This is a genomic window from Kitasatospora sp. NPDC001664 (genome assembly GCF_053596675.1).
On record NZ_JBSFGS010000029.1, the window covers coordinates 77,016 to 97,137 of the forward strand.

Genomic DNA, 20,122 nt, shown 5'->3' on the forward strand with positions numbered 1-20,122 from the left:
GTGATCCTTGGCCCATGATCCCGGCACCGGACAGCCTTGAGCTGCGACTGCACTACCCGCCGCACGGAGAGGGGCACTTGGACGTCCGGCCGGTCGTCAACGGTCGCGACCTGCTGGCCGAGTTCCCCACCCTCGACGGGGCGTCCGCCCCGAACTACGTGACGACGGGGCCCCGGTACCTGCTGGGTCGGTCCGGGGTGCTGCTCGGCGCCGCGGCACCCCGCGAGGTCCGGCTCGCGATCAGCGGATGCGGGTACGAGGGCTGCTGCGGTGCCCTGTACGTGACCGTCGGCAGGGAGGACGGGCAGATCGTCTGGTCCGGCTGGCGCGACCCGGGCAACCGGCTGCCCGCCCTGCCGGAGTTCCGGTTCGACGCCGTCGCGTACGAGGCCGAGGTGCGGCGGGCAGCGGCGGACCGCAGCTGGGAGTGGCCGGGGGTGGTGGTCGCGCAGCTGCTGGAGGCGGACCTGCGGGGCGCCTCCGAGTGGCTGGAACGCTGGGACTGCGAGGTGGAGGCGGTCTGCGCGTCCCGTGCCGAACCGGACGGGATCGAGGTGATGCTGAGGCACCCGGCCGGTCTGGGGGAGGAGTCGTTCCAGCTGCAGATCGAGCTCCCGGTCGGTGACCGGGACCCGGGCGAGCGGGCCGCGCAGCTCGCGGCGGAGCTGACCGCCGGTGATCCCCGGACCGACGCGAAGTTCTGGGCGGGCTCGACCGAGCTGGCCGAACGGATGGGCTACCCCTGGCCGCCGGACCACGACGGGTACCGCTGAGCCCTCGTCACAACAGGCTGACCAGGCCGGGGCCGGCGGCCAGCAGGATCGCGGCGGCGGGGGCGGCCAGGGCGGCCACCGTGAGGCGCAGGCGGTGGTGGACCGGGAGGCGGGGCTCGCCGGCGAGCAGGCGGTCGACGCGGCGCGGGGTCTCGGCGAGCTGCTGCGGGGGGCAGGAGGCGCCGAAGACGCCTCGGCCGCTGTTGATCTCCACCAGGGCCAGCGCCGTGGTCACCCGGCCGTGCCGGCGGGCCGCCCGGTCATCGGCCGCCAGCTCCACCAACTCGCCCACCTGGTCCCGGAAGGCGGAGAACACCCCGACCCCGGGGAAGCCGCTCGCCAGAGCCTCGGCGGACTGCGCCAGCCAGTGGTGCCGGTGCCGGACGTGCCCGCGCTCGTGGCTGAGCACCGCCGCCAGCTCACGGTCCGTCAGCTGCTGCAGAGCCCCCGTGGTCACCACCAGCCGGGAGGACGGACCTGGCAGCGACCAGGCCTCCGGGCGGACGTTCTCCAGCACCACCAGCCGCTCCCGCCCGGCGCCCTTGCGGGCACCCAGCCCTTCGGGCAACTCCGGCGCACGGTGGGCCAGTTCGGCGGAGCGACGGTCGCGCAGCGCCCGGGCGGCCCGGACCTCCCGGGAGAGCGAGTACGCCGTCCACAGCCCGCCGGCCGCCAGCAGCGCGGCCGTCAGCCGCCCCCACCCCTCCGCGTCGGCCAGGCCGTAGGCGGCCTCCACCCCGTGCGGGGCGGTCGAGAACAGCAGGCTCCGTACGGGCGGCAGCGCGGCGGAGGCGGCCAGCAGCAGCGCCAGCACGCAGCACAGCAGCACCGCGACGACCAGGCACTGCCACACCAGCAACGCCAACACCGGCTCCCGGTCCGCCCACCGCACCCGCGCCAACAGCCGCGGCGCCACGGTGGCCAGCACCGCCCCGAGCACCAGCAGACCGAACAGAGCCGTCATGGCAGCAACCTACGCGCTCCACCGCCCCGCGAGAACCCGCTACGGCCCAACATGACCCACGGCACACTTGTTGTACGTGGCTAGGCCTCCGGGGGCGCGGGGAACTGCGCGAGTTCGGAAGGCGGACCAGCGTGGGATCGGGGCAGGCGAGCCAGTTGCAGCACGTGCCGTTCCCCCGCGCGCAGTTCCCCGCGTCCCTGGAGCGCTGCCCTACCGGGCCCGTGCGCTACATGGTGAGCAGCATCGCGAACATGCCGACCCCCATGGCCGAGCGGCAGGCCCGGGAGACGTGGGCCGAGACCGCGACGGTGTGGCCGGTCGGGGTGACGAGGAGGCGGGTGCCGCTCCAGACGGTGTAGCCGCCGAAGTACAGCAGGAGCAGACCCGTCAGCAACGGCAGCCCCGCCGCGCCGTGGTGGGCGGCCGGGCTGAGCGCCATGTACGCCATCGCCGCCGAGCCGACGGCGTGGTGGAGGCGGTGGCCGGGGTGGTGGCCGCCGAGTGCGGCGGCGGCCAGCATGTAGACGGTGAGGCCGGCGAAGAGCCAGCCCCAGAGGGGGAGGGGCCACAGGGCCATGCCGGCCATGCCGAGGCCCATCGCGGCCTCGGTGGCGTCGGACTCCCGCTGCCCGCCCCGCCGCAGGCGGTACAGGCAGTAGCCGGCCGTGCCGCCCGCGACGGCCGCGAGCAGCGTGCTCACCAGCACCGGTCCGTGCACCGCAGCGCCCCCTCCGCAGCCGATCCCGCCCCGTCCGCTCCACGATCACCGATCGGGAACGGGCGGAGCAGGGCGCGAAAGGGGGCGCACTGGGGTGTGACAGGTGGTCAACTGCCGGGCGTGAGCCGTCCGGAGGCGACGATCCGCCGGAGGAACCGGCGGGTCCGCTCGTGCTGTGGGTCGCCGAAGACCTGCTCCGGCGGGCCCTGTTCCAGCACCACGCCGGAGTCCAGGAAGCAGACCTGGTCGGCCACCTCGCGGGCGAAGCCCATCTCGTGGGTGGAGAGCACCATGGTCATCCCCTGCTCCTTCAAGTCCCGTACCACACCAAGGACTTCGCCCACCAGCTCGGGGTCGAGCGCGGCGGTGACCTCGTCCAGCAGGAGCAGCCGGGGCCCGGTGGCCAGGGCCCGGACGATGGCCGCCCGCTGCTGCTGGCCGCCGGAGAGGCGGTCGGGGTACTCGCGGGCCTTGTCGGCCAGGCCGAGCCGGGCGAGGAGTTCCAGGGCGTGCGCCTCGGCCTCCGCGCGCTCCCGACGGTGGACCCGGCGCGGGGCGAGGGTGACGTTCTGCAGGACGGTCAGGTGCGGGAAGAGGTTGTAGGACTGGAAGACCACGCCGATCCGGCGCCGGACGGCGTCCTGGTCCACCGCCGGGTCGGTGATCTCCTCGCCGTCCAGGAAGACCGCGCCGTCGTCCACCTCCTCCAGCAGGTTGGCGCAGCGCAGCAGGGTCGACTTTCCGGAGCCGGAGGCCCCGATCAGTGCGGTGACGGAGTGCGCGGGCACGGAGAGCGAGACGTCGCGCAGCACCAGCTGGCCGCCGTACGACTTCCGGACCGATTCGAAGCGGAGCACCGGGTCCTGGCTCACACCGCACCCCCTTGCAGCTGACGGCGGTTCATCCGCTGGCTGACCCAGTCGGTGAACCGGGTCATCGGGATGGTGAGCAGGATGAAGACCAGCGCCGAGACCAGGTACGGCGTGTAGTTGAAGGTCCGGGAGGTGATGATCTTCGCGGCGAAGACCGCGTCGATCACGCCGCCGATGGAGACCAGGCCGGTGTCCTTCTGGAGCGAGACCAGGTTGTTCAGCAGCGGCGGCACCACCCGCCGCACCGCCTGCGGCAGGATCACGAACCGCATCGCCTGCGCGTTGGTCAGGCCCAGCGAGCGGGCCGCCGCGCGCTGGCTCGGGTGGACGGACTGGATGCCGGCCCGGAACACCTCGGAGACGTACGCCGAGTAGGTCAGCACCAGGGCGGCGCCGCCCAGCACCAGCGGGTCGGTGGTGACGCCGGTGAGCCGGAGCGCGGGCACGCCGGTGATCATGACGAGCAGGCAGATGATCATCGGCAGGCCGAGGAAGAAGTCCACGTACGCGGTGGCCAGCAGGCGCACCGGCAGGAAGACCGGGCCGCGCAGGGTGCGCAGCACCGCCAGCAGCAGGCCGAACACCAGGATCAGCGCGCCGCAGACCAGCATCAGGACGAGGTTGACCTTGAGGCCGGCGAGCACCTCGGGCAGCGCCTGGCGGGCGTAGTGGGCGTTGAAGAAGGTCTGCCGGGTGCGCTCCCAGCCGGGGGAGCTGACCACCACGACCGCCAGCACCAGCGCGGTGAGCGCGGTGCTGGCGGTGGCGATCAGGGCGGAGCGGCGGGCCCGGCGGCGCCGGTGCGCCTCCCGGGCCAGCCGCCGCTCCGACGGCCGGTACTCCTCCTCCGGCTTCGTCAGGTCGGTGGTCGCGGTCACTTGAGCACCGGGGCGGAGACGGCGTCGGAGAGCCACTGCTTCTCCAGCCTGGCCAGCGTGCCGTCGGCCCGCAGCGCGTCCACGGCCTGGCTGACGCAGCTGGTCAGCGCGCTGCCCTTGTCCAGCACCAGCCCGAACTGCTCGCCGCCCGAACCGCCCGCCACGGTCTCCAGCTGGCCGATCACCTTGGCGTCCGTCACCTCGGCGCCGGTGATGTAGAAGGCGGTGGGGAGGTCGACCACCAGGGCGTCGATCTGACCGTTCTTCAGGGCGGTCTTCGCCAGGTCGTTGTCGTCGAAGACGGCGGGCTGGGCGGCCGGCTTGATCTGCCCGGTGATGGCGGACAGGCTGGTGGTGCCGACCTGGGCGCCGAGCTTGACGTTCTTGAGCTCGGCCAGCGAGGCGGCGCCGGCCGCCTTGGAGCCCTTGAGCGCGATCACGGCCTGCCGGACGTCGTAGTAGCCGGAGGAGAAGTCGACCGACTGCTTGCGCTCGGCGCTCACCGAGATCTGGTTGACGTCGAAGTCGAAGTCCTTGACGCCGGGGGCGAAGGCCTTGTTGAACGGGCTGACCACCCAGCTGACCTTCTCCTTGGGGTAGCCCAGCTTCTCCGCCACCGCGTAGGCCACCGCCGACTCGAAGCCCTTGCCGTTCGACGGGGTGTCCTCGGAGAACCACGGGTCGTACGCGGGCTTGTCGGTGCCCACCGTCAGGGTGCCGGACTTCTTGGTGGCCAGCTTGCCCGCCTCGCAACTCCCGGCGGCGGAGGGCGACTTGGCCTCCTCCTGAGGGGCGCAGGCGGTGAGCAGCGCGGCGGCCGCGAGCAGGGCGGCGGCGGGGGCGAGGCGGTGCGGGCGGACGGCCGGGGTCATGGCGGGCTCCAGGGGCAGGGGGTGAGGACTTGCCAGAAGAGGACTGCCCGTCGGGCGGGCGCGGCCAACCGGGTCAGCAGCGGTGGCGGAGCGCGGGGGCGGCGGGCATGGTCGGCGTACGGCACGGCCGCCGCGGTGCCTCCCGACGGGGTGTCAGCGGCGGGGCGTCAGCAGGTGCCGCGACAACAGGAAGGCACCCGGGTCAGGTAGGGGTGGCAGCAGGCCACGTGGATCACCGCCGGGAGCATGGCGGGAGGTTCGCACCCCATCGGCCCCACTGTCCACAAAGTCCACGTGACTGTCCGCATGCTGGACGGCACGGATGTCACCTCAGTGCCGGAGGGACCCCCCTTGAACAGGAGAACCTTTCGAATCTATGGTGTACCTGTCGAAATAACTCCTGTCTAAGTGGGTCTCTGATGCAGAATCTTTCGCCCAAGCTCGTCGAGGCGGCCGAACTCTCCGGAGTAACCCCGGCCGGCCACGCGGCGCACCCCGCCTGGCTCCGGCTCAAGGAGGCCGTCGAGGCGCTGCGCCCCCTGCAGGCCAAGGACGGTTCCATCGACCTGTCCGCCGTCCAGCGCTCCACCGTCGACCCGCTGGTCGAGTCGGTGCTCGGCGCGGTCGAGGAGCTCGCCCCGCTCTTCCCGCACGACGCGGCCTACCTGACCGCCGTCCTGGCCGACCTGCGCAAGTGGGCCGACACCGGATACCGCGAGCCCGACTTCCTGGACTCGCTGCTGGCCTTCCAGCCGGCCGAGCAGCGCGAGGACGGCCTGGAGCACCTCGTGGTGTTCCCGATGTACACCCAGAACGGCAACCCGAACCGCAACCTCGAGGCCGTCCTGCTCACCGTGGTCTGGCCCGAGTGGCTGGCCGAGCTGGAGCGCGAGCGCTTCGACAACCCGATGTTCGTGCCGATCACCTTCACCGACTTCACGGCCGGCTACGACACCAACTCCGCGGTGCTCTTCCCGGAGACCGTCGCGGTCCGCCAGGCCCCCGAGCGCTTCACCTGGGGCGGCATCTTCTGCGACCGCGAGGCGGCCCGCTTCCGCGCCGTCTCCACCAGCGCCGTGCGCCAGCTCGGCCTGGAGATCCCCGAGGACGCCGTCGGCCTGCTCGCCGACCAGCAGCGCGCCCAGCAGACCTTCGTGCTCTGGGACCTGGTCCACGACCGCACCCACAGCCACGGCGACCTGCCGTTCGACCCCTTCATGATCAAGCAGCGCTCGCCGTTCTGGATGTACGGCCTGGAGGAGCTGCGCTGCGACCTGACCGCCTTCAAGGAGGCCGTCAAGCTGGAGGCCGAGGGCTACCCGCAGGGACGCGACGTCCAGTACGCGATCCTCTTCGACCGGATGTTCCGCTTCACCGTCTCCGGTGACCGGGTGCGCAACTACGACGGCATGGGCGGCCAGCTGCTCTTCGCCTACCTGCACAAGAACGACGCGCTGCGCTGGCGGGACAACCGGCTCTCGATCGACTGGACCCGGGTCGCCGAGGTCACCAACGCTCTCTGCGCCGAGATCGAGACCCTCTACCGCGACGGCATCGACCGCCCCAAGACCGCGCACTGGATCGCGGCCTACGAGCTGGTCTCCAAGTACCTCACCCCGCACCCGGCCTCCACCTGGGCCAAGGGCCCCGAGGGCCTGCCGCTGGACATCGCCGAGGACAAGGCGCTCCGCAAGGCGCTCTGCGACGCGGTGCTCCCGGACGAGTTCCCGCTCTCGATGTTCTTCGAGGCCCTGTCCAAGAAGCTCGGCGGCGTCATCGCCGCCACCACCGGCATCACCGGCGCCACCGCCGACCGTCAGGAGATCGCGGCATGACCGACCGTCACCTCGAGGGCAAGGTCATCGCCGTCGCCGGCGCCACCGGCCCGGCCGGCCGCGCCACCCTGCGCCGCCTGACCACCGCCGGCGCGACCGTGATCGCCGCCGACATCGACGGCCAGGCGCTCGACGCGGCCCTCGACACCATCCGGCTCACCGTCCCGGACGCGAAGATCTCCAGCCAGGTCATCGACCTGCTCGACCCGCAGGAGGTCCACGACTGGGCCGACCACCTGGAGGGCGAGCACGGCCACGTGGACGGCGTCTTCCACCTGGTCGGCGGCTGGCGCGGCAGCAAGACCTTCTTCGACAGCCGCATCGACGACTGGGACTTCCTGCACGACCGGGTGGTCCGCACCCTCCAGCACACCTCGCTGGCCTTCCAGCCCGCGCTGGTCCGCAGCGAGGCCGGCCGCTACGCGATGATCTCCGCCTCGGCCGCCCACAAGCCGACCGCCGGCGGCGCCGCGTACGCCGCCGCCAAGGCCGCCACCGAGGCCTGGACGCTGGCCATGGCCGACTCCTTCGTCAAGGAGACCACCGCCCCCGACGGCGTCCCGACCGCGGCGGCTGCGATCCTGGTGATCAAGGCCCTGGTCACCCCGGAGATGCGGGCCGAGAAGCCCGACGCCAAGTTCGCCGGCTTCACCGACACCGCCGACCTGGCCGACGCCCTGGCGTCCCTCTGGGACCGCCCCGCAGCAGAACTGAACGGACAGCACCTGTGGCTGACAGCCCGATGACCACCACCGACGCCGTACGCCGCCACGACCCGGCCGTCCGCGGCTTCGCCAGCGACAACTACGCCGGCGTCCACCCGGAGATCCTCGCCGCCATCGCCCTGGCCAACGACGGCCACCAGGTCGCCTACGGCGAGGACCAGTACACCGAGCACCTCCAGGAGGTGTTCCGCAAGCACTTCGGCCCGTCCGCCGAGGCCTACCCGGTCTTCAACGGCACCGGCGCCAACGTGGTGGCCCTGCAGGCCCTGCTCCCGCGCTGGGGCGCGGTGATCGCCGCCGAGTCCGCCCACATCAACGTGGACGAGTGCGGCGCCCCCGAGAAGATCGCCGGCATCAAGCTGCTCACCGTCCCCACCCCCGACGGCAAGCTCACCCCCGAGCTGATCGACCGTCAGGCCTGGGGCTGGGGCGACGAGCACCGCGCCCAGCCGCTCGCCGTCTCCATCACCCAGAGCACCGAGCTCGGCACCCTGTACACCGCCGAGGAGATCAAGGCGATCTGCGACCACGCCCACCAGCACGGCATGCTCGTGCACCTGGACGGCTCCCGCATCGCCAACGCCGCCGCCTCCCTGGGCCTGCCGCTGCGCGCCTTCACCACGGACGCGGGCGTCGACGTGCTCTCCTTCGGCGGCACCAAGAACGGCCTGCTGCTCGGGGAGGCCGTGGTGGTCCTCAACCCGGAGCGGGTCAAGAACCTCAAGTACCTGCGCAAGATGTCGATGCAGCTCGCCTCGAAGATGCGCTTCGTCTCCGTGCAGTTCGAGGCCCTGCTCAGCGGCGACCTCTGGCTGCGCAACGCCTCGCACGCCAACGCCATGGCCAAGCGCCTGGAGGCCGCCGTCTCCGGCATCGACGGCGTCACCCTGGTCCGCCCCGTCCAGGCCAACGCGGTCTTCGCCATCCTCCCGCGCGAGGTCAGCGAGCGCCTGCAGAAGCGCTACCGCTTCTACTTCTGGGACGAGCACACCGGCGAGGTCCGCTGGATGGCCGCCTTCGACACCACCGAAGCCGACATCGACGCCTTCGCCGCCGCCATCGCCGAGGAGATGGGCCGCGCCTGACGCCCCGCCACTCCGTCGAATGCCCCCGCCGTCCACGGCGGGGGCGTTCGCCGTCAGTCGGTGAGGTCCTCGGGTCCGCAGCCGAAGGCCTCCGTGACGACGGTGCGGACATCGGCCTCGGTCAGCGTGGCGCGCAGCTCCGCGAGGACGCCGGGAAGGTCCTCCTCGTCGATCGAGCCGAGGTACTCCCGGCGGAGCCGGTGGATCACCTCGACCAGCTCCGGCCGCAGCCCCATCCAGGCCCGGGAGGAACGGATCTCGGCCTCCACCCGGTCCATGAACCGGCGCATGACCTCGTACGGCACCTCGTGGTCCTGCGGCTCGAAGCGGAGCGCCGGCTCCCGGGCCGGGTCCTCGTCGGGTATCACCGCCGTCACGAGCAGCCGCTGTCGACGGAGATCCTCGAGCTCCAGGTGCCAGGCGTCGTCGTCGAGGACGTAGGACGTGGTGGTCAGGTAGTCGCGGTCGTGTGGGGGCGCCATGGTGTGCGGCCTTCCGGTGGGGCGGTGGTTCCGAGCCACATCATCGGGGGCGGGCCCGTGCCGTGCCGAGCGGTTTTCGCCGGTCAGTCGGTGGCGGCGAGGACGATCCGGAGGGCGTCGTGCGGCTCCAGGACGGTGCCGTCGGGGCTGCGCCGTACCGAGGCGGCCAGGACGGCGGGGAGGTCGGGCTCGGGGATGGCGGTGCGGAGTTCGGCGAGGAGGGCGGGGAAGTCTGCGTCCTCGATCCAGCCGCCGTAGTACTCCTGCTGGAGGCGGTGGACGGTGGCGACGAGCTCGGGGCGCAGCCGCATCCAGGCGCGGATCTCGTGGATCGCCTCGTCGACCCGGTCCACGTACCAGCGCACGACGTCGTACGGCACCACCGAGTGCGGCTCGGGCGACTCGAAGTGCAGCGTCGGCTCCTCCGACGGATCCTCGTCGGGGATCAGCGCCACCATCAGCAACTGGTTCTGCGGCCCTCGGAGTTCGAGCTGCCAGGCCTCCTCGGACGGGTCGTAGACCTCGGCGGCCTTGTAGAAGGGATCAGGGGACGGGACGGTCATCCTCGGTTCTCCTGTCACGTTCGACAGCGCTGTGTCGTCCCACTCCGCGGTACCGGCTACGGAGGGACGAGGACCATGCGGACGAAGGCCATCATCGTGTGCGACTCGGTGTCGCACGGAAACACCCGGCGAATTGCCGATGCCATGGCGGAGATCCTGCACGCCGAGGTCCGCACCCCCGCCCAGGCCGACCCGGCGGAGCTCGCCGCGGCCGAGCTGGTCGGCTTCGGTTCGGGCGTCTTCCACGGCCGGATGCGGCCCACCCTCGCCGCTCTGGCCCGCACCCTCCCCACCGGCCCGGGCCGGGCCTTCGTCTTCGCCACCAGCGGCTTCCCCGAGGTCCCGTTCGCCCCGTTCACCCGCCCACTGGTCCGCCGCCTGGAAGCCGCCGGCCGCCACGTCGAGCCCGCCTTCAGCTGCCGCGCCCTCGACACCTGGCTCCCGTTCAGGCCATTCGGCGGCCTCCACCCCGACCGCCCCGGCCCGGACGACCTGGCGGCCGCCCGCGCGTACGCCCGCGGCCTGCGCGGCTGACCGGGCAGCGGGTGGCGCACCGGCAGCTGAAGAGCCGTCAGCCGGTGTACGCGTCAGGCCGTCCGGGCCAGCGCCGCCGCTCCGATCAGGCCCGCGTCCGTGCCCAGTTCGGCCGGCAGGAGGACCGTGCGGGCCGCGAAGGGGAGGGCGGCGTAGCCGGCGAAGTGGCGGCGGAGCGGGGCGAAGAGGAGGTCGACGGCCTGGGCGACGCCGCCGCCGATGACGGCGGCGTCGAGGTCGATGAGGGTGGCGGTGGCGGCGATGCCGGCGGCGAGGGCGCGGGCGGCGGCGTCGAAGGCGGCGAGGGCGAGCGGGTCGCCGGACCGGGCGGAGGCGGCGACGGCGTTGGCGGAGGTGTCGCCGTCGGGGGAGCGCCAGCCGGATTCGGCGGCGGTGCGGGCGATGGCGGTGCCGCTGGCGAGGCCCTCCAGGCAGCCGCGGGAGCCGCACGGGCAGGTCCGCCCCTCGAAGTCGACGGTGATGTGGCCGAGGTGGCCGGCGTTGCCCGTACGGCCCGTGTGCAGCTGACCCCCGATCACCAGCCCCGCGCCGACCCCCGTGGAGACCACCAGGCAGAGGACGTCCCGGTAGGGGCGGGCGGCGCCGCGCCAGTGCTCGGCGGCGGTCATCGCCACCGCGTCCCCGCCGAGGACGACGGGCAGCCCGGCCACCGCCGGGTGGGCGGCGACCTCGGCGCGGAGCGGGAAGGCGCGCCAGGAGGGGATGTTGACCGGGCTGACCGTCCCCGCCTCGATGTCGACCGGGCCGGCGCTGCCGATGCCGACGGCGCGGACGGCTGCCCAGCCGGGGTGCCCGGCGAGCAGGTCGAGGACGGCGGTGACGGCGGCCGCCATCTCCTTCTCGGTGCCCCGGGCCGGGGTCGGCACCTGCACCCGGTGCAGCAGGACGCCCTCGGAGTCGACCAGCCCACCGGCGATCTTGGTGCCGCCGAGGTCGATCGCGGCCAGCAGGGACTCGGGGGTCCGGACGTTCATGGGCGACGGCTCCGCAGGTGGGGTTCGGTGGGACTGCGGCGATTCTCGCCGCCCCTGACAACGTTGTCCAGGAGCCCTCGGCAGCCCCCGCCCCGGTCTCGTACGCTGACCCCGTCCGACCGACCGTCAGGAAGGCCAGCCCGCATGCCGATCGACCTGCCGCCGCACCCGACCGTGCTCTTCCAGGGCGACAGCATCACCCGGGCCGGGCGCCACCCGGCCTCCCCGTCCGACCTCGGCCACGGCTACGCGGCGCTCGCCGCCCCGGCGCTGCGCGAGGCCCACCCCGGCGCCACGGTGCTCAACCGCGGCGTCTCCGGCGACGGCGTCACCGACCTCCGCGGCCGCTGGGCGGACGACGCCCTTGCCCACCGCCCCGACCTGCTCTCGCTGCTGATCGGCGTCAACGACACCTGGCGGTGGCAGGAGGGCGGCATCGAGTCCCCGATCGACCCCTGGGAGGGCCACTACCGGGCCCTGCTGGACGAGCTGCTGGACCGTCACTCCACCGCCCGTCTCGTCCTGGTCGAGCCCTTCCTGCTCCCCGTCGCCCCCGCCCAGTGGGCCTGGCGCCCCGACCTGGACGCCCGGATCCAGGTGGTCCGCCGCCTCGCCGAGGAGTACGGCGCCCTGCTGCTCGCCGCCGACGGCCTGCTCAACCAGGCCGCCCGCACCCTGGGCGGCCCCGCCGCGATCGCCGCCGACGGCATCCACCCCACCCCCGCCGGGCACCGCCTGCTGGCCGAGGCCTGGACCGCCCTGGTGCTCGGCTGAGCCGAGCCGGGGGAGCCGTATGCTCCCGGTATGACCAGCCGCCCCGTCACCGCCAGGCCCACCATGAAGGACGTGGCGGCGGCGGCCGGGGTCGGGCTGAAGACCGTCTCACGGGTCGTCAACGGGGAGCGCGGGGTCACCGAGGAGACCGCCGCCCGGGTGCGGGAGGCCATCACCGCCCTCGGCTTCCGCCGCAACGACGGCGCCCGCCTGCTGCGCACCGGCCGGACGGCCTCCGTCGGTCTGCTCCTGGAGGACATCGCGGACCCGTTCTCCGCCGCCCTGACCCGGGCGGTGGAGGAGGTGGTCCGGGCCGAGGGCAGTCTGCTGTTCACCGGCTCCAGCGGCGAGGACCCGGAGCGCGAACGGGAGTTGGCCCTGGCCTTCTGCGCCCGCCGGGTGGACGGACTGATCGTGGTGCCGGCCGGGGACGACCACCGGTACCTGCTGCCGGAGACCGAGTCCGGCACCCCCGTGGTCTTCCTGGACCGCCCCGCCGCCGGGATCGAGGCGGACGCGGTGCTCAGCGACAATGCGGGCGGCGCCCGGGACGGGGTGGCCCACCTGATCCGCCACGGGCACCGCCGGATCGGCTTCGTCGGCGACCAGCCGCACCTGCACACCGCCGCCGAACGGCTGCACGGCTACCGGGAGGCGATGGCCGCCGCCGGTCTGACGGTCGATCAGCGCTGGATCGAGAGCGGCACGAGCGACCCGGCTCGGGTGGCGGCGGCCGTGGCCCGGCTCACCGGCGGGCCCGAGCCCGTGACGGCCCTGTTCACCGCCAACAACCGGATCACCCTGGCCGCCCTGCACCACCTCCCGCCGCGCCCGCCCGCCCTGCTCGGCTTCGACGACCTGGAGCTGGCCGACCTGCTCAGCCCCGGCCTCACCGTGGTCGCCCAGGACCCGCCGGCCCTCGGCGCGGCCGCCGCGCGCGCCCTCTTCGACCGCCTGGCCGGGGACTCCTCCCCGGCCAGGCGCACTATCCTCCCGACTTGCCTGGTCCCGCGCGGCTCGGCCGAACGACCGCCGCACTGACCCACCGTCAGCGGGCGGCCCCGCACCGGTCCACCGTCAGCGGGCGGCCCCGCGCCGGGGACCGCTCAGGAGGCGGCCGCCGCGTGCAGCGCCCCGTACGCGCCGCCGTCGGCGATCAGCTCGGCGTGGCTGCCCAGCTCGACCAGCCGTCCGTGCTCCAGCACCGCGATCCGGTCCGCCGCCCGGATGGTGGAGAGGCGGTGCGCGACCACGAAGACCGTGCGGCCCTTCACCAGTTCGGCCATCGCCCGCTGGACCAGGGCCTCCGAGTGCGGGTCCAGCGCGGAGGTCGCCTCGTCCAGCACCAGCACCCGGGGGTCGCGCACCAGCGCGCGGGCGATGGCCAGCCGCTGCTTCTGTCCGCCCGAGAGCCGCACGCCGCGCTCGCCGAGCAGGGTGTCCTTGCCCTGCGGCAGCCGGTCGATGAACTCCAGCGCGTTGGCGTCCCGCAGGGCCGCGTCGAGCACCTCCTCCGGCACGTCCCGCAGGCCGTAGGCGACGTTCTCCCGGACGGTGCCGTCGAACAGCACCGGCTCCTGCGGGACCACCGACAGGAAGCGGCGGTAGCTGCGCAGGTCGAGGGTCTCCATGTCGGTGCCGTCCAGGAGGATCCGGCCCTCGGTCGGCCGCAGGAAGCCGATCACCAGGTTGAGCACGGTGGACTTGCCCGCGCCCGAGCCGCCGACCAGGGCGATGGTCTCCCCGGCGCGCACGCTCAGGTCCAGCCCCGCCACCGCGGGCCGGTCCGCCCCCGGGTGGAGCAGGGTGACGCCGCGGAAGTCGATCCGGCCGCGGACGGCGGTGACCTCGGCCTTGCCCGCGTTCTCCTCCAGGTCGGGAGCCTGGAGGACCTCCCCGGCCGAGCGGATCGAGGCGAAGCCCTTGCCCAACTGCGGGGCCAGCGCCAGCAGGCCGGTGACGGAGCCGGTCAGCGAGGTGAAGTAGGCGCTGAGCATCACCACCGCGCCGGGGGTGACGCCCAGCCAGCCCCGGTACGCCGCCACCGCCGCGCCGGCCAGGCAGCCGACCCCGATCGCGTTCAGCAGGATCCAGGAGAGCGCACCGAAGCGGCCGTTCAGCAGGTCGAGCCGCAGGCCCGCGTGCAGCACCCGGTCCAGGGTGCGGTCCATCCGGCGCAGCGCGGTGCGCTCCAGACCGTGCGCCCGGGTGACCGGGATCAGGGTGGTCATCTCGCCCACCCGGCCGGCGAGTTGCTCGACCTCGCGGCGGAAGGACTCGTTCTGGTCGCGCAGCCGGTTTCGCAGCCTGGTCACCAGGTAGGCGGCCGCGGGCACCAGCACCAGGAAGACCGGCAGGAAGGCGGGGGCCTTCCAGCCGATCACGGCCAGCGCACCGAGCAGGGTGGCGATGGCCGCCAGCCCGTTGTCGGCGGTCTGCTGGGCGGCGTTCTCGATGTTCTCCACGTCCCGGATCACCTTGGACTGGAGCGCCCCGGCGGTGACCCGGGCGTGGAAGCCGATCGACAGCTGCTGCATCCGGTGGCAGAGCGCGCTGCGCAGCCGGGTGCCCATCCGGCGGATGGTGCCGTGCATCCAGTGCACGTAGAGCAGGTGGAGCGGGAGGTTCAGGGCCAGGATCACCAGCAACAGGCCGGTGTTCCACCAGAGTTCGGCCAGCGGGCGGTGGTCGACCACCACGTCCAGGACGTTGGCGGTGACCAGCGGCAGCAGCCAGATCGGCGAGTGCTTGGCGAGGAAGACCAGGACGGCCAGGGCGGCGCGGGTGCGGTCGGGGCGGATCAGGAAGAGCAGGGTCCGGAGCGGGTGCTCACCCTGGTAGCGGTGACCGAGTGCGCCCTGGGGCAGTGCCATGGAGGCTCCAGCGGAGGGGGTGGTGTGGGGGGATGGTGAGCAGTGTGCCAAGCCGTACCCGATCGGTCAGCCCCGTCCCACTCCGTGGGCAGTCCACCACCCCCCTCCGCGCGCCTCGCTGAACTTGCTGAACTCGGCCGCTCCCGGGCGCCGTTCCAGGTGCCGGGCAGTTCCGGGCCCAGAGGCCTGCCCACGGCTCCCGGACCGCCCTACCGTGGAAGGCGGGGCCCGAACCGGTCGGGCCCCGCCAAGACCGCACCTACGGGGGAGAGCCGCGGACCGACCCCTCGGTGCCACGACTCCTCGGCTCGACGACCCCTCGGAGCCACGGCGTCCCGCGTCCGACGCCTCGTCAAGGGCGGCCCGCCGTCGTGCGACCAGGTGTCAGCCGGTCAGGCGCGGCATCTCCGGGAAGCGGGCCTGGGCGGCGTCCCGGGCGGCCGGGGTGATCACGCGGCGGATGCCCGGGTCACCGGCCAGCCGGACCGCCTCCTCCTCGGTCAGCGGCACGACGCCCTTCTTGTTGCCGGTCCCGTCCCAGGCCAGGCAGCTGGCCAGGTTCAGCTGGATGCCGGTGCCGTCGGGGTGCACCATCCAGATCACCGTGTCCTGGATGCAGTTGTCCCGCATGTGACTGACCGTGTACTTGTTCCCCCGCCCGTCGACCCGGCAGGAGGTCTGCGCGGTGCAGACCTTGTCCGGGCTGGCGGAGCTGACGAACGCCCGGAGCATGCCGGTGCCTTTTGGCGTGCTCAGGTAGACCTGGGCGACGGTCTCCTTGGAGCCCTCGTCGACGTAGGCCGTCTCGGCGGCGTAGCCGCTGGTCGGGACGGACGGCGGCAGTGCGTCCAGGAGCTGCCCGAGCAGGGCGCGGCCGGTCACCTTCACCAGACCGGCGTCCGGATCGGCGGTGGCGCCGGCGCTGGGGCTCGCGGCGGGCCCGGCGGCCGCCGCCAGCTGCACCGTGTCGTCGGTGCCGCCGGTCGGCCGCAGGTGTCCGCCGAGCAGTGCGGCCAGGCCGGCCACGGCGAGCGTGGTGGCCACCGCGCCGCCGAGCAGGCGGGCGCGGCGCCGACGGGCCGGTCGGTGGGTGCCGGTGCTCGGCGGGGTGAGGTCGAGCATCGGCAGCTCGTTGCGGGGGATGTCGGACGGGAGCTCGTGCATCTCCGTCGGTCCTTCCGTTGTCGTCGTCGCATGCCGGCCATGCAGACCGCCCGGTGGCGGTGTTGCCCATCTGGACGTGGCGGCGGGCGGTGCCGGTAACGGGAGGGAGCGGCGGTTTTCCGGTTCTGCCCGTTCGGACAGCCCCGTGTGGTCCGAACGGTCAGGCGTAGGACGCCGTGCCGCCGACCAGATCGGCCAGTTCGCTGAGCGCCGGGCCGAGCGGGAGCCCGAGCCGGGTGGTGGCCAACTCGTCGCCCCGGGTGGGGCCTTGGTTGACGATCGCGACCGGGGTGCCGTCCCTGGCGGCCCGGCGGACGAAGCGCAGGCCGGACATGACGGTCAGGGAGGAGCCGAGCACCAGCAGCACCTGCCCGGCCGCCACCAGGTCGAAGCAGCGCTCCACCCGGGGCTTGGGCACGCTCTCGCCGAAGAACACCACGTCCGGCTTGAGCACTCCGCCGCACCGGGCGCACGGCGCCACCCGGAAGCCCTCCACCGCCGCGTCCGGCAGGACGGCGTCGCCGTCGGCCTGGCGGTGCGCTCCCGGGTCCGCGAACTCCCCGTTCAGCTCGGTCAGCCGGCGGTCCAGCTCGGCCCGGGAGCTCAGCTGACGGCAGGTCAGGCAGACCACCCGGTCCAGCCCGCCGTGCAGCTCCACCGCGTCCCGGGTGCCGGCCGCCCGGTGCAGGCCGTCCACGTTCTGGGTGATGACGGCCGAGACGTGGCCCGAGCGGCGCAGCCGCTCCACCGCGCGGTGCCCGGCGTTCGGCTCGGCCCGGTCGATGGTCCGCCAACCGGCGTGGCTGCGGGCCCAGTAGCGGCGCCGGGCCGCCTCGCTCCCGGTGAACTCCTGATAGGTCATCGGGGAGCCGCGGCGACGGCTGCCGGTCTCGCCCCGGTAGTCCGGGATCCCCGACTCGGTCGACAGACCGGCCCCGCTCAGCACCACCACGCCCCGCCCGGCCACCAGCCGGGCCAGGGCCTCGACACCGGCGGACGGTTCCGCCGCGATCACGGGCTCAGCCATGCCGCCCAGGGTAGACCGGCCTGTTCGAGCAGGGCGGGATGTAGTAGATTCCGGTTCGGCACGGCGCAAGTTTCGAAAGGGAACTCACTATGCAGCAGTCCTCGGCCCAGCAGACCCTCACCCAGCAGGCCCAGGAGGCGCAGCAGACCTGGACCGCCGTCGACGACTACTTCAACGACCTCCTCGTCGAGGAGGACGACGCCCTGCTCACCGCCGTCGCCGACAGCGACGCCGCCGGACTCCCCGGCCACCAGGTCGCCCCCAACCAGGGCAAGCTGCTCCACCTGCTGGCAAGCATCAGCGGCGCCCGCACCGTCCTGGAGATCGGCACCCTCGGCGGCTACAGCACCATCTGGCTCGCCCGCGCCCTCCCGGCAGAAGGCCGCGTCGTCACCCTGGAGGTCGACCCCCGCTGCGCCGAGGTGGCCACCGCCAACCTTGACCGGGCCGGCCTCACCGACCGCGTCGAACTCCGCGAGGGCCCCGCCCTCGACTCCCTCGCGCAGCTCGCCGCCGAGGGCCAGGGCCCCTTCGACCTGGTCTTCATCGACGCCGACAAGCCCTCCAACCCCGCCTATCTGGACTGGGCCCTGCGCCTCACCCGCCCCGGCAGCCTGATCATCGGCGACAACGTGGTCCGCGACGGCGCCGTCACCGACGAGGCCTCCGACGACCCCCGCGTCCAGGGCGTCCGCACCTTCACCGAACTGATCGCCGCCCACCCCCGCCTCACCGCCACCGCCCTCCAGACCGTCGGCTCCAAGGGCTACGACGGCTTCGTCCTGGCCGTGGTCACCGCCTGACCCCGCCCGGTCCGCCGATTGCCGATCGACAGGACGCCCCCGTCCTCATTACGCTCCGCCGGACAAGTCACGGGGGACGGGGGACGGACCATGGATTCGGATCTGCTCGACGTACTGATCGTCGGACTCGCCATCGGAGTGCCGCTCGGGCTCGCGCTCGGGCTCTACCTGAGACGGCGGATCTACGGCAACAAGCAGACCCAGAACACCCGGTACCACGCCGGGATGCTGCGCGAGGAGGTCTTCCGCCGCAGCGATTCGGTCGGCGACGTGGTGGACGTCGGCGCGTACGTGCGCGCGCAGCCTTACGGGGACACCCAGTTGGGGCGGATGGGCGTCTTCGGCCAACTCAGGGCCGACGGTGCCATCGTCGACCTGCCGACCGCGGACCCCTCCGTCCCCGGCAGCCTGCTCATCCGCCTCACGCCCGAGGCCTGGCACGAGGACCTCTCCTACCTGGCCGTCCGCGACCCGGAGCTCGCCGCCGCGCGGGCTCGCGTCGCGGTGCAGGGCCCGGCGGCGTACGAGGAGGAGGGCGAGTCCGACGAGGAGGCGGTCCTCCCGCTCTGCAGCTGCTGCGGCGAGCCGCTCGGCACGGCGACGCCGGCCTTCGACTACGACCTGCCGGACCCCGTCGCAGCCCTCGCCGAGCAGGAGCGGGAGCGCGTCGTCACCTTCCGCTCGGAACAGACCGTGCTCACCAGCACCCTCGGCGGGTTCGTCCGCGCCCTGCTCCGGGTGCGGCTCACCGACGGACGGACCGTCAGCTTCGGCGTATGGATATCGATCGAGGCGGACACCTACGGCCGATTCGCCGACGCGGTGCACGGCACCGGCTCCGCCGAGGAGGCCTTCGACGGCCGGCTCGCCACCGCCCTCGCACCCTGGGGCGACACCGTCCTCGCGGCCCCGGTCACCATTTCCTCCCCGCGCCGGGCGGACGGGCTGAGCACCCCGACGGTCCTCAGCAGCTCCGCCTCCGCGCTCACCACCGTCCTGCAGAGCACCTGGCTCCCGGACGAGGTCCTCGTCGGGGAACGGGTCTGGGCCCTTCCGTACGACCCGGAGAAGCCGGCGGAGCACGCCCACCACTGAGCCGCCGTCGGGTGACCTCCCGTCACACCGTCACACCGTCACACCGTCACGCCCCGAGGTGCGCCAGCAGTTCCGGCCCCGCCGGGTACGGCCGCTCCTGCGGGAGCAGCTCCGCGGCCGCGTCCAGGTCCCCCTCGCGCACCAGCGCGTGGACCTGGTGCGCGAGCGGGGTCACGTCCGTGATCGACACCGTCCACTCGTCCGCGTACAGGCCCGAGGCCTCGCCGGCCAGACCGAGCTGGAGCGAGCGGTACGGCAGGGGGCGCAGGTGCAGGTCCCGCTCGGGGTCCCACTGGACCCGGGCCGGCGCCCGCTTGAGCTCGCGCTTCCAGGCGGCCTGGTCGGAGTGGAGCCCGCGCTCGTAATGGGAGAGGCACGCGTGCCGCAGCGCCCACTCGAAGCCGGCCCGGGAGATCTCGACCGCGAGCACGGTCTCCTGCCCTTCCTTCTCCCCCCAACCGCAGCGGTACATCATCCAGAGGAACGAGGGCTTGATCCACGTCATCCGGCTCCGGCTCCAGGAGGAGGGGAAGCGCCCGTCACGGGCCGCGGCCACCCCGATCTCCGGGCGGTACGCCTGGTAGACGGTGACGGTCTCCTCGGTGTGCAGCGCGCGGATGCGGTGCTTCGGTTCGTCCATGCCGAGGAGGATGCGGCCCATGGGGCCGAACGGGCGAACCGTTTTCGAGGGGCGGGCCTGGGAGTTTGCCTTCGGGCAGGGATGGGCGTAGTGTTCCCTAGTCGCTCGGCAGGGAGCACCGGACACGCGTTCTGTGTGGACGGTCCCGGGGCGGCCAATCCTTGGAACACCACTTCTGCTCGGAACTGGTCTGTGCTTTTTGCGGGCCGGGTCTATTTGTCGTGTGCGTTTATATGGATTGCGGCTGGATTCGCTTTTCGGAGCGGGGATCGGCTAGAGTTTGAAACGTCGGACGGGCCGTCAGGTCGCAGAAGACGGAAGCGAGTCGGACGAAAACGTCTGATAAGCTCGAAATACGAACGAAGCGCCCGGAGGGCCCGCTGGAAGGCGGACCGAAGGAAGCCACCGTTCCTTGAGAACTCAACAGCGTGCCAAAAGTCAACGCCAGAT

21 protein-coding genes are annotated in these 20,122 nt (G+C 73.1%); 9 read left to right on the forward strand and 12 right to left on the reverse strand.

Annotation, left to right across the window (positions count from 1 at the left end; genetic code table 11):
- Positions 1-14 precede the first annotated feature (14 nt).
- The gene (locus ACWCYY_RS32315; protein WP_449798053.1) at positions 15-773 is read left to right on the forward strand and encodes a hypothetical protein; all 759 of its coding nucleotides are present in this window, start codon (positions 15-17) and stop codon (positions 771-773) included.
- 7 nt (positions 774-780) lie between these two features.
- Here ACWCYY_RS32315 and ACWCYY_RS32320 read toward each other — a convergent pair whose 3' ends face one another.
- The 5 genes from ACWCYY_RS32320 to ACWCYY_RS32340 form a co-directional block, all read right to left on the reverse strand.
- Entirely contained in the window at positions 781-1,737 is a 957-nt protein-coding gene (locus tag ACWCYY_RS32320; RefSeq protein WP_345289587.1) for a M56 family metallopeptidase, read from the reverse strand.
- Between the two features lie 226 nt (positions 1,738-1,963).
- A complete protein-coding gene (locus ACWCYY_RS32325) occupies positions 1,964-2,455 on the reverse strand; it encodes a DUF5134 domain-containing protein (protein ID WP_380149878.1) in 492 nt (163 codons plus the stop codon).
- A 107-nt stretch (positions 2,456-2,562) separates the two neighbouring features.
- On the reverse strand, positions 2,563-3,327 hold the full coding sequence (locus ACWCYY_RS32330) for an amino acid ABC transporter ATP-binding protein (RefSeq protein ID WP_345289585.1): 765 nt from the start codon (positions 3,325-3,327) through the stop codon (positions 2,563-2,565).
- Positions 3,324-4,205 carry an amino acid ABC transporter permease gene (locus tag ACWCYY_RS32335; protein ID WP_345289584.1) on the reverse strand — a complete coding sequence of 294 codons (882 nt, stop codon included), beginning with the start codon at positions 4,203-4,205 and terminating at the stop codon, positions 3,324-3,326. The genes ACWCYY_RS32330 and ACWCYY_RS32335 overlap by 4 nt, the downstream gene beginning before the upstream one ends.
- The gene (locus ACWCYY_RS32340; RefSeq protein ID WP_449798054.1) at positions 4,202-5,077 is read right to left on the reverse strand and encodes an ABC transporter substrate-binding protein; all 876 of its coding nucleotides are present in this window, start codon (positions 5,075-5,077) and stop codon (positions 4,202-4,204) included. Before ACWCYY_RS32340 ends, ACWCYY_RS32335 begins: the two co-directional genes overlap by 4 nt.
- 419 nt (positions 5,078-5,496) lie before the next feature.
- Between ACWCYY_RS32340 and ACWCYY_RS32345 the strand changes: the two genes are divergently transcribed.
- From ACWCYY_RS32345 to ACWCYY_RS32355, 3 genes are read left to right on the forward strand one after another with little or no spacing between them, the layout of a single operon-like run.
- Positions 5,497-6,912 (forward strand): DUF6421 family protein, encoded by a 1,416-nt coding sequence (locus tag ACWCYY_RS32345; RefSeq protein ID WP_380149880.1) that lies wholly within the window; start codon positions 5,497-5,499, stop codon positions 6,910-6,912.
- Positions 6,909-7,658 carry an SDR family NAD(P)-dependent oxidoreductase gene (locus ACWCYY_RS32350; protein ID WP_380149881.1) on the forward strand — a complete coding sequence of 250 codons (750 nt, stop codon included), beginning with the start codon at positions 6,909-6,911 and terminating at the stop codon, positions 7,656-7,658. The genes ACWCYY_RS32345 and ACWCYY_RS32350 overlap by 4 nt, the downstream gene beginning before the upstream one ends.
- Positions 7,655-8,722 carry a threonine aldolase family protein gene (locus ACWCYY_RS32355; protein WP_380149882.1) on the forward strand — a complete coding sequence of 356 codons (1,068 nt, stop codon included), beginning with the start codon at positions 7,655-7,657 and terminating at the stop codon, positions 8,720-8,722. The genes ACWCYY_RS32350 and ACWCYY_RS32355 overlap by 4 nt, the downstream gene beginning before the upstream one ends.
- A 53-nt stretch (positions 8,723-8,775) precedes the next feature.
- On the opposite strand, the gene ACWCYY_RS32360 is transcribed toward ACWCYY_RS32355, so the two are convergent.
- Together ACWCYY_RS32360 and ACWCYY_RS32365 are read right to left on the reverse strand one after the other, a co-directional pair.
- Positions 8,776-9,204 (reverse strand): hypothetical protein, encoded by a 429-nt coding sequence (locus ACWCYY_RS32360; protein ID WP_345289582.1) that lies wholly within the window; start codon positions 9,202-9,204, stop codon positions 8,776-8,778.
- An 83-nt stretch (positions 9,205-9,287) separates the two neighbouring features.
- The gene (locus ACWCYY_RS32365) at positions 9,288-9,767 is read right to left on the reverse strand and encodes a hypothetical protein (protein ID WP_380149883.1); all 480 of its coding nucleotides are present in this window, start codon (positions 9,765-9,767) and stop codon (positions 9,288-9,290) included.
- Between the two features lie 144 nt (positions 9,768-9,911).
- Between ACWCYY_RS32365 and ACWCYY_RS32370 the strand changes: the two genes are divergently transcribed.
- Positions 9,912-10,301, forward strand: a complete 390-nt coding sequence (locus ACWCYY_RS32370; RefSeq protein WP_345289580.1) for an NADPH-dependent FMN reductase family protein — start codon at positions 9,912-9,914, stop codon at positions 10,299-10,301.
- A gap of 53 nt (positions 10,302-10,354) precedes the next feature.
- Here ACWCYY_RS32370 and ACWCYY_RS32375 read toward each other — a convergent pair whose 3' ends face one another.
- On the reverse strand, positions 10,355-11,296 hold the full coding sequence (locus ACWCYY_RS32375; RefSeq protein ID WP_449798055.1) for an ROK family protein: 942 nt from the start codon (positions 11,294-11,296) through the stop codon (positions 10,355-10,357).
- 144 nt (positions 11,297-11,440) lie between these two features.
- Between ACWCYY_RS32375 and ACWCYY_RS32380 the strand changes: the two genes are divergently transcribed.
- Positions 11,441-12,070, forward strand: coding sequence for an SGNH/GDSL hydrolase family protein (locus ACWCYY_RS32380; protein WP_345289578.1), 630 nt, complete (start codon positions 11,441-11,443; stop codon positions 12,068-12,070).
- A gap of 30 nt (positions 12,071-12,100) precedes the next feature.
- On the forward strand, positions 12,101-13,111 hold the full coding sequence (locus ACWCYY_RS32385; protein WP_449798056.1) for a LacI family DNA-binding transcriptional regulator: 1,011 nt from the start codon (positions 12,101-12,103) through the stop codon (positions 13,109-13,111).
- A 65-nt stretch (positions 13,112-13,176) separates the two neighbouring features.
- Here the strand turns inward: ACWCYY_RS32385 and ACWCYY_RS32390 are convergent, their stop codons facing one another.
- The 3 genes from ACWCYY_RS32390 to ACWCYY_RS32400 form a co-directional block, all read right to left on the reverse strand.
- Positions 13,177-14,943, reverse strand: a complete 1,767-nt coding sequence (locus tag ACWCYY_RS32390; RefSeq protein ID WP_449798057.1) for an ABC transporter ATP-binding protein — start codon at positions 14,941-14,943, stop codon at positions 13,177-13,179.
- 384 nt (positions 14,944-15,327) lie between these two features.
- Positions 15,328-16,107 (reverse strand): hypothetical protein, encoded by a 780-nt coding sequence (locus ACWCYY_RS32395; RefSeq protein WP_449798058.1) that lies wholly within the window; start codon positions 16,105-16,107, stop codon positions 15,328-15,330.
- A 160-nt stretch (positions 16,108-16,267) separates the two neighbouring features.
- Positions 16,268-17,134, reverse strand: coding sequence for an NAD-dependent protein deacetylase (locus ACWCYY_RS32400; RefSeq protein ID WP_449798059.1), 867 nt, complete (start codon positions 17,132-17,134; stop codon positions 16,268-16,270).
- Positions 17,135-17,223: 89 nt separating this feature from the next.
- Here ACWCYY_RS32400 and ACWCYY_RS32405 point away from each other — a divergent pair, with 89 nt between their 5' ends.
- Together ACWCYY_RS32405 and ACWCYY_RS32410 are read left to right on the forward strand one after the other, a co-directional pair.
- Positions 17,224-17,937 (forward strand): O-methyltransferase, encoded by a 714-nt coding sequence (locus ACWCYY_RS32405; RefSeq protein WP_449798060.1) that lies wholly within the window; start codon positions 17,224-17,226, stop codon positions 17,935-17,937.
- A gap of 90 nt (positions 17,938-18,027) precedes the next feature.
- Entirely contained in the window at positions 18,028-19,032 is a 1,005-nt protein-coding gene (locus tag ACWCYY_RS32410; protein WP_449798061.1) for a DUF2199 domain-containing protein, read from the forward strand.
- Positions 19,033-19,078: 46 nt separating this feature from the next.
- Here the strand turns inward: ACWCYY_RS32410 and ACWCYY_RS32415 are convergent, their stop codons facing one another.
- Positions 19,079-19,672, reverse strand: a complete 594-nt coding sequence (locus ACWCYY_RS32415) for a DUF4291 domain-containing protein (protein ID WP_345289570.1) — start codon at positions 19,670-19,672, stop codon at positions 19,079-19,081.
- Between the last annotated feature and the right edge of the window lie 450 nt (positions 19,673-20,122).

Excerpts from the sequence above, each read along its gene's own strand:
- ACWCYY_RS32315 (WP_449798053.1), top strand. The coding sequence starts at position 15 with ATGATCCCGGCACCGGACAGCCTTGAGCTGCGACTGCACTACCCGCCG.
- ACWCYY_RS32320 (WP_345289587.1), bottom strand. The coding sequence starts at position 1,737 with ATGACGGCTCTGTTCGGTCTGCTGGTGCTCGGGGCGGTGCTGGCCACC.
- ACWCYY_RS32340 (WP_449798054.1), bottom strand. The coding sequence starts at position 5,077 with ATGACCCCGGCCGTCCGCCCGCACCGCCTCGCCCCCGCCGCCGCCCTG.
- ACWCYY_RS32345 (WP_380149880.1), top strand. The coding sequence starts at position 5,497 with ATGCAGAATCTTTCGCCCAAGCTCGTCGAGGCGGCCGAACTCTCCGGA.
- ACWCYY_RS32350 (WP_380149881.1), top strand. The coding sequence starts at position 6,909 with ATGACCGACCGTCACCTCGAGGGCAAGGTCATCGCCGTCGCCGGCGCC.
- ACWCYY_RS32355 (WP_380149882.1), top strand. The coding sequence starts at position 7,655 with ATGACCACCACCGACGCCGTACGCCGCCACGACCCGGCCGTCCGCGGC.
- ACWCYY_RS32360 (WP_345289582.1), bottom strand. The coding sequence starts at position 9,204 with ATGGCGCCCCCACACGACCGCGACTACCTGACCACCACGTCCTACGTC.
- ACWCYY_RS32365 (WP_380149883.1), bottom strand. The coding sequence starts at position 9,767 with ATGACCGTCCCGTCCCCTGATCCCTTCTACAAGGCCGCCGAGGTCTAC.
- ACWCYY_RS32370 (WP_345289580.1), top strand. The coding sequence starts at position 9,912 with ATGGCGGAGATCCTGCACGCCGAGGTCCGCACCCCCGCCCAGGCCGAC.
- ACWCYY_RS32375 (WP_449798055.1), bottom strand. The coding sequence starts at position 11,296 with ATGAACGTCCGGACCCCCGAGTCCCTGCTGGCCGCGATCGACCTCGGC.
- ACWCYY_RS32380 (WP_345289578.1), top strand. The coding sequence starts at position 11,441 with ATGCCGATCGACCTGCCGCCGCACCCGACCGTGCTCTTCCAGGGCGAC.
- ACWCYY_RS32385 (WP_449798056.1), top strand. The coding sequence starts at position 12,101 with ATGACCAGCCGCCCCGTCACCGCCAGGCCCACCATGAAGGACGTGGCG.
- ACWCYY_RS32390 (WP_449798057.1), bottom strand. The coding sequence starts at position 14,943 with ATGGCACTGCCCCAGGGCGCACTCGGTCACCGCTACCAGGGTGAGCAC.
- ACWCYY_RS32395 (WP_449798058.1), bottom strand. The coding sequence starts at position 16,107 with ATGCACGAGCTCCCGTCCGACATCCCCCGCAACGAGCTGCCGATGCTC.
- ACWCYY_RS32400 (WP_449798059.1), bottom strand. The coding sequence starts at position 17,134 with ATGGCTGAGCCCGTGATCGCGGCGGAACCGTCCGCCGGTGTCGAGGCC.
- ACWCYY_RS32405 (WP_449798060.1), top strand. The coding sequence starts at position 17,224 with ATGCAGCAGTCCTCGGCCCAGCAGACCCTCACCCAGCAGGCCCAGGAG.
- ACWCYY_RS32410 (WP_449798061.1), top strand. The coding sequence starts at position 18,028 with ATGGATTCGGATCTGCTCGACGTACTGATCGTCGGACTCGCCATCGGA.
- ACWCYY_RS32415 (WP_345289570.1), bottom strand. The coding sequence starts at position 19,672 with ATGGACGAACCGAAGCACCGCATCCGCGCGCTGCACACCGAGGAGACC.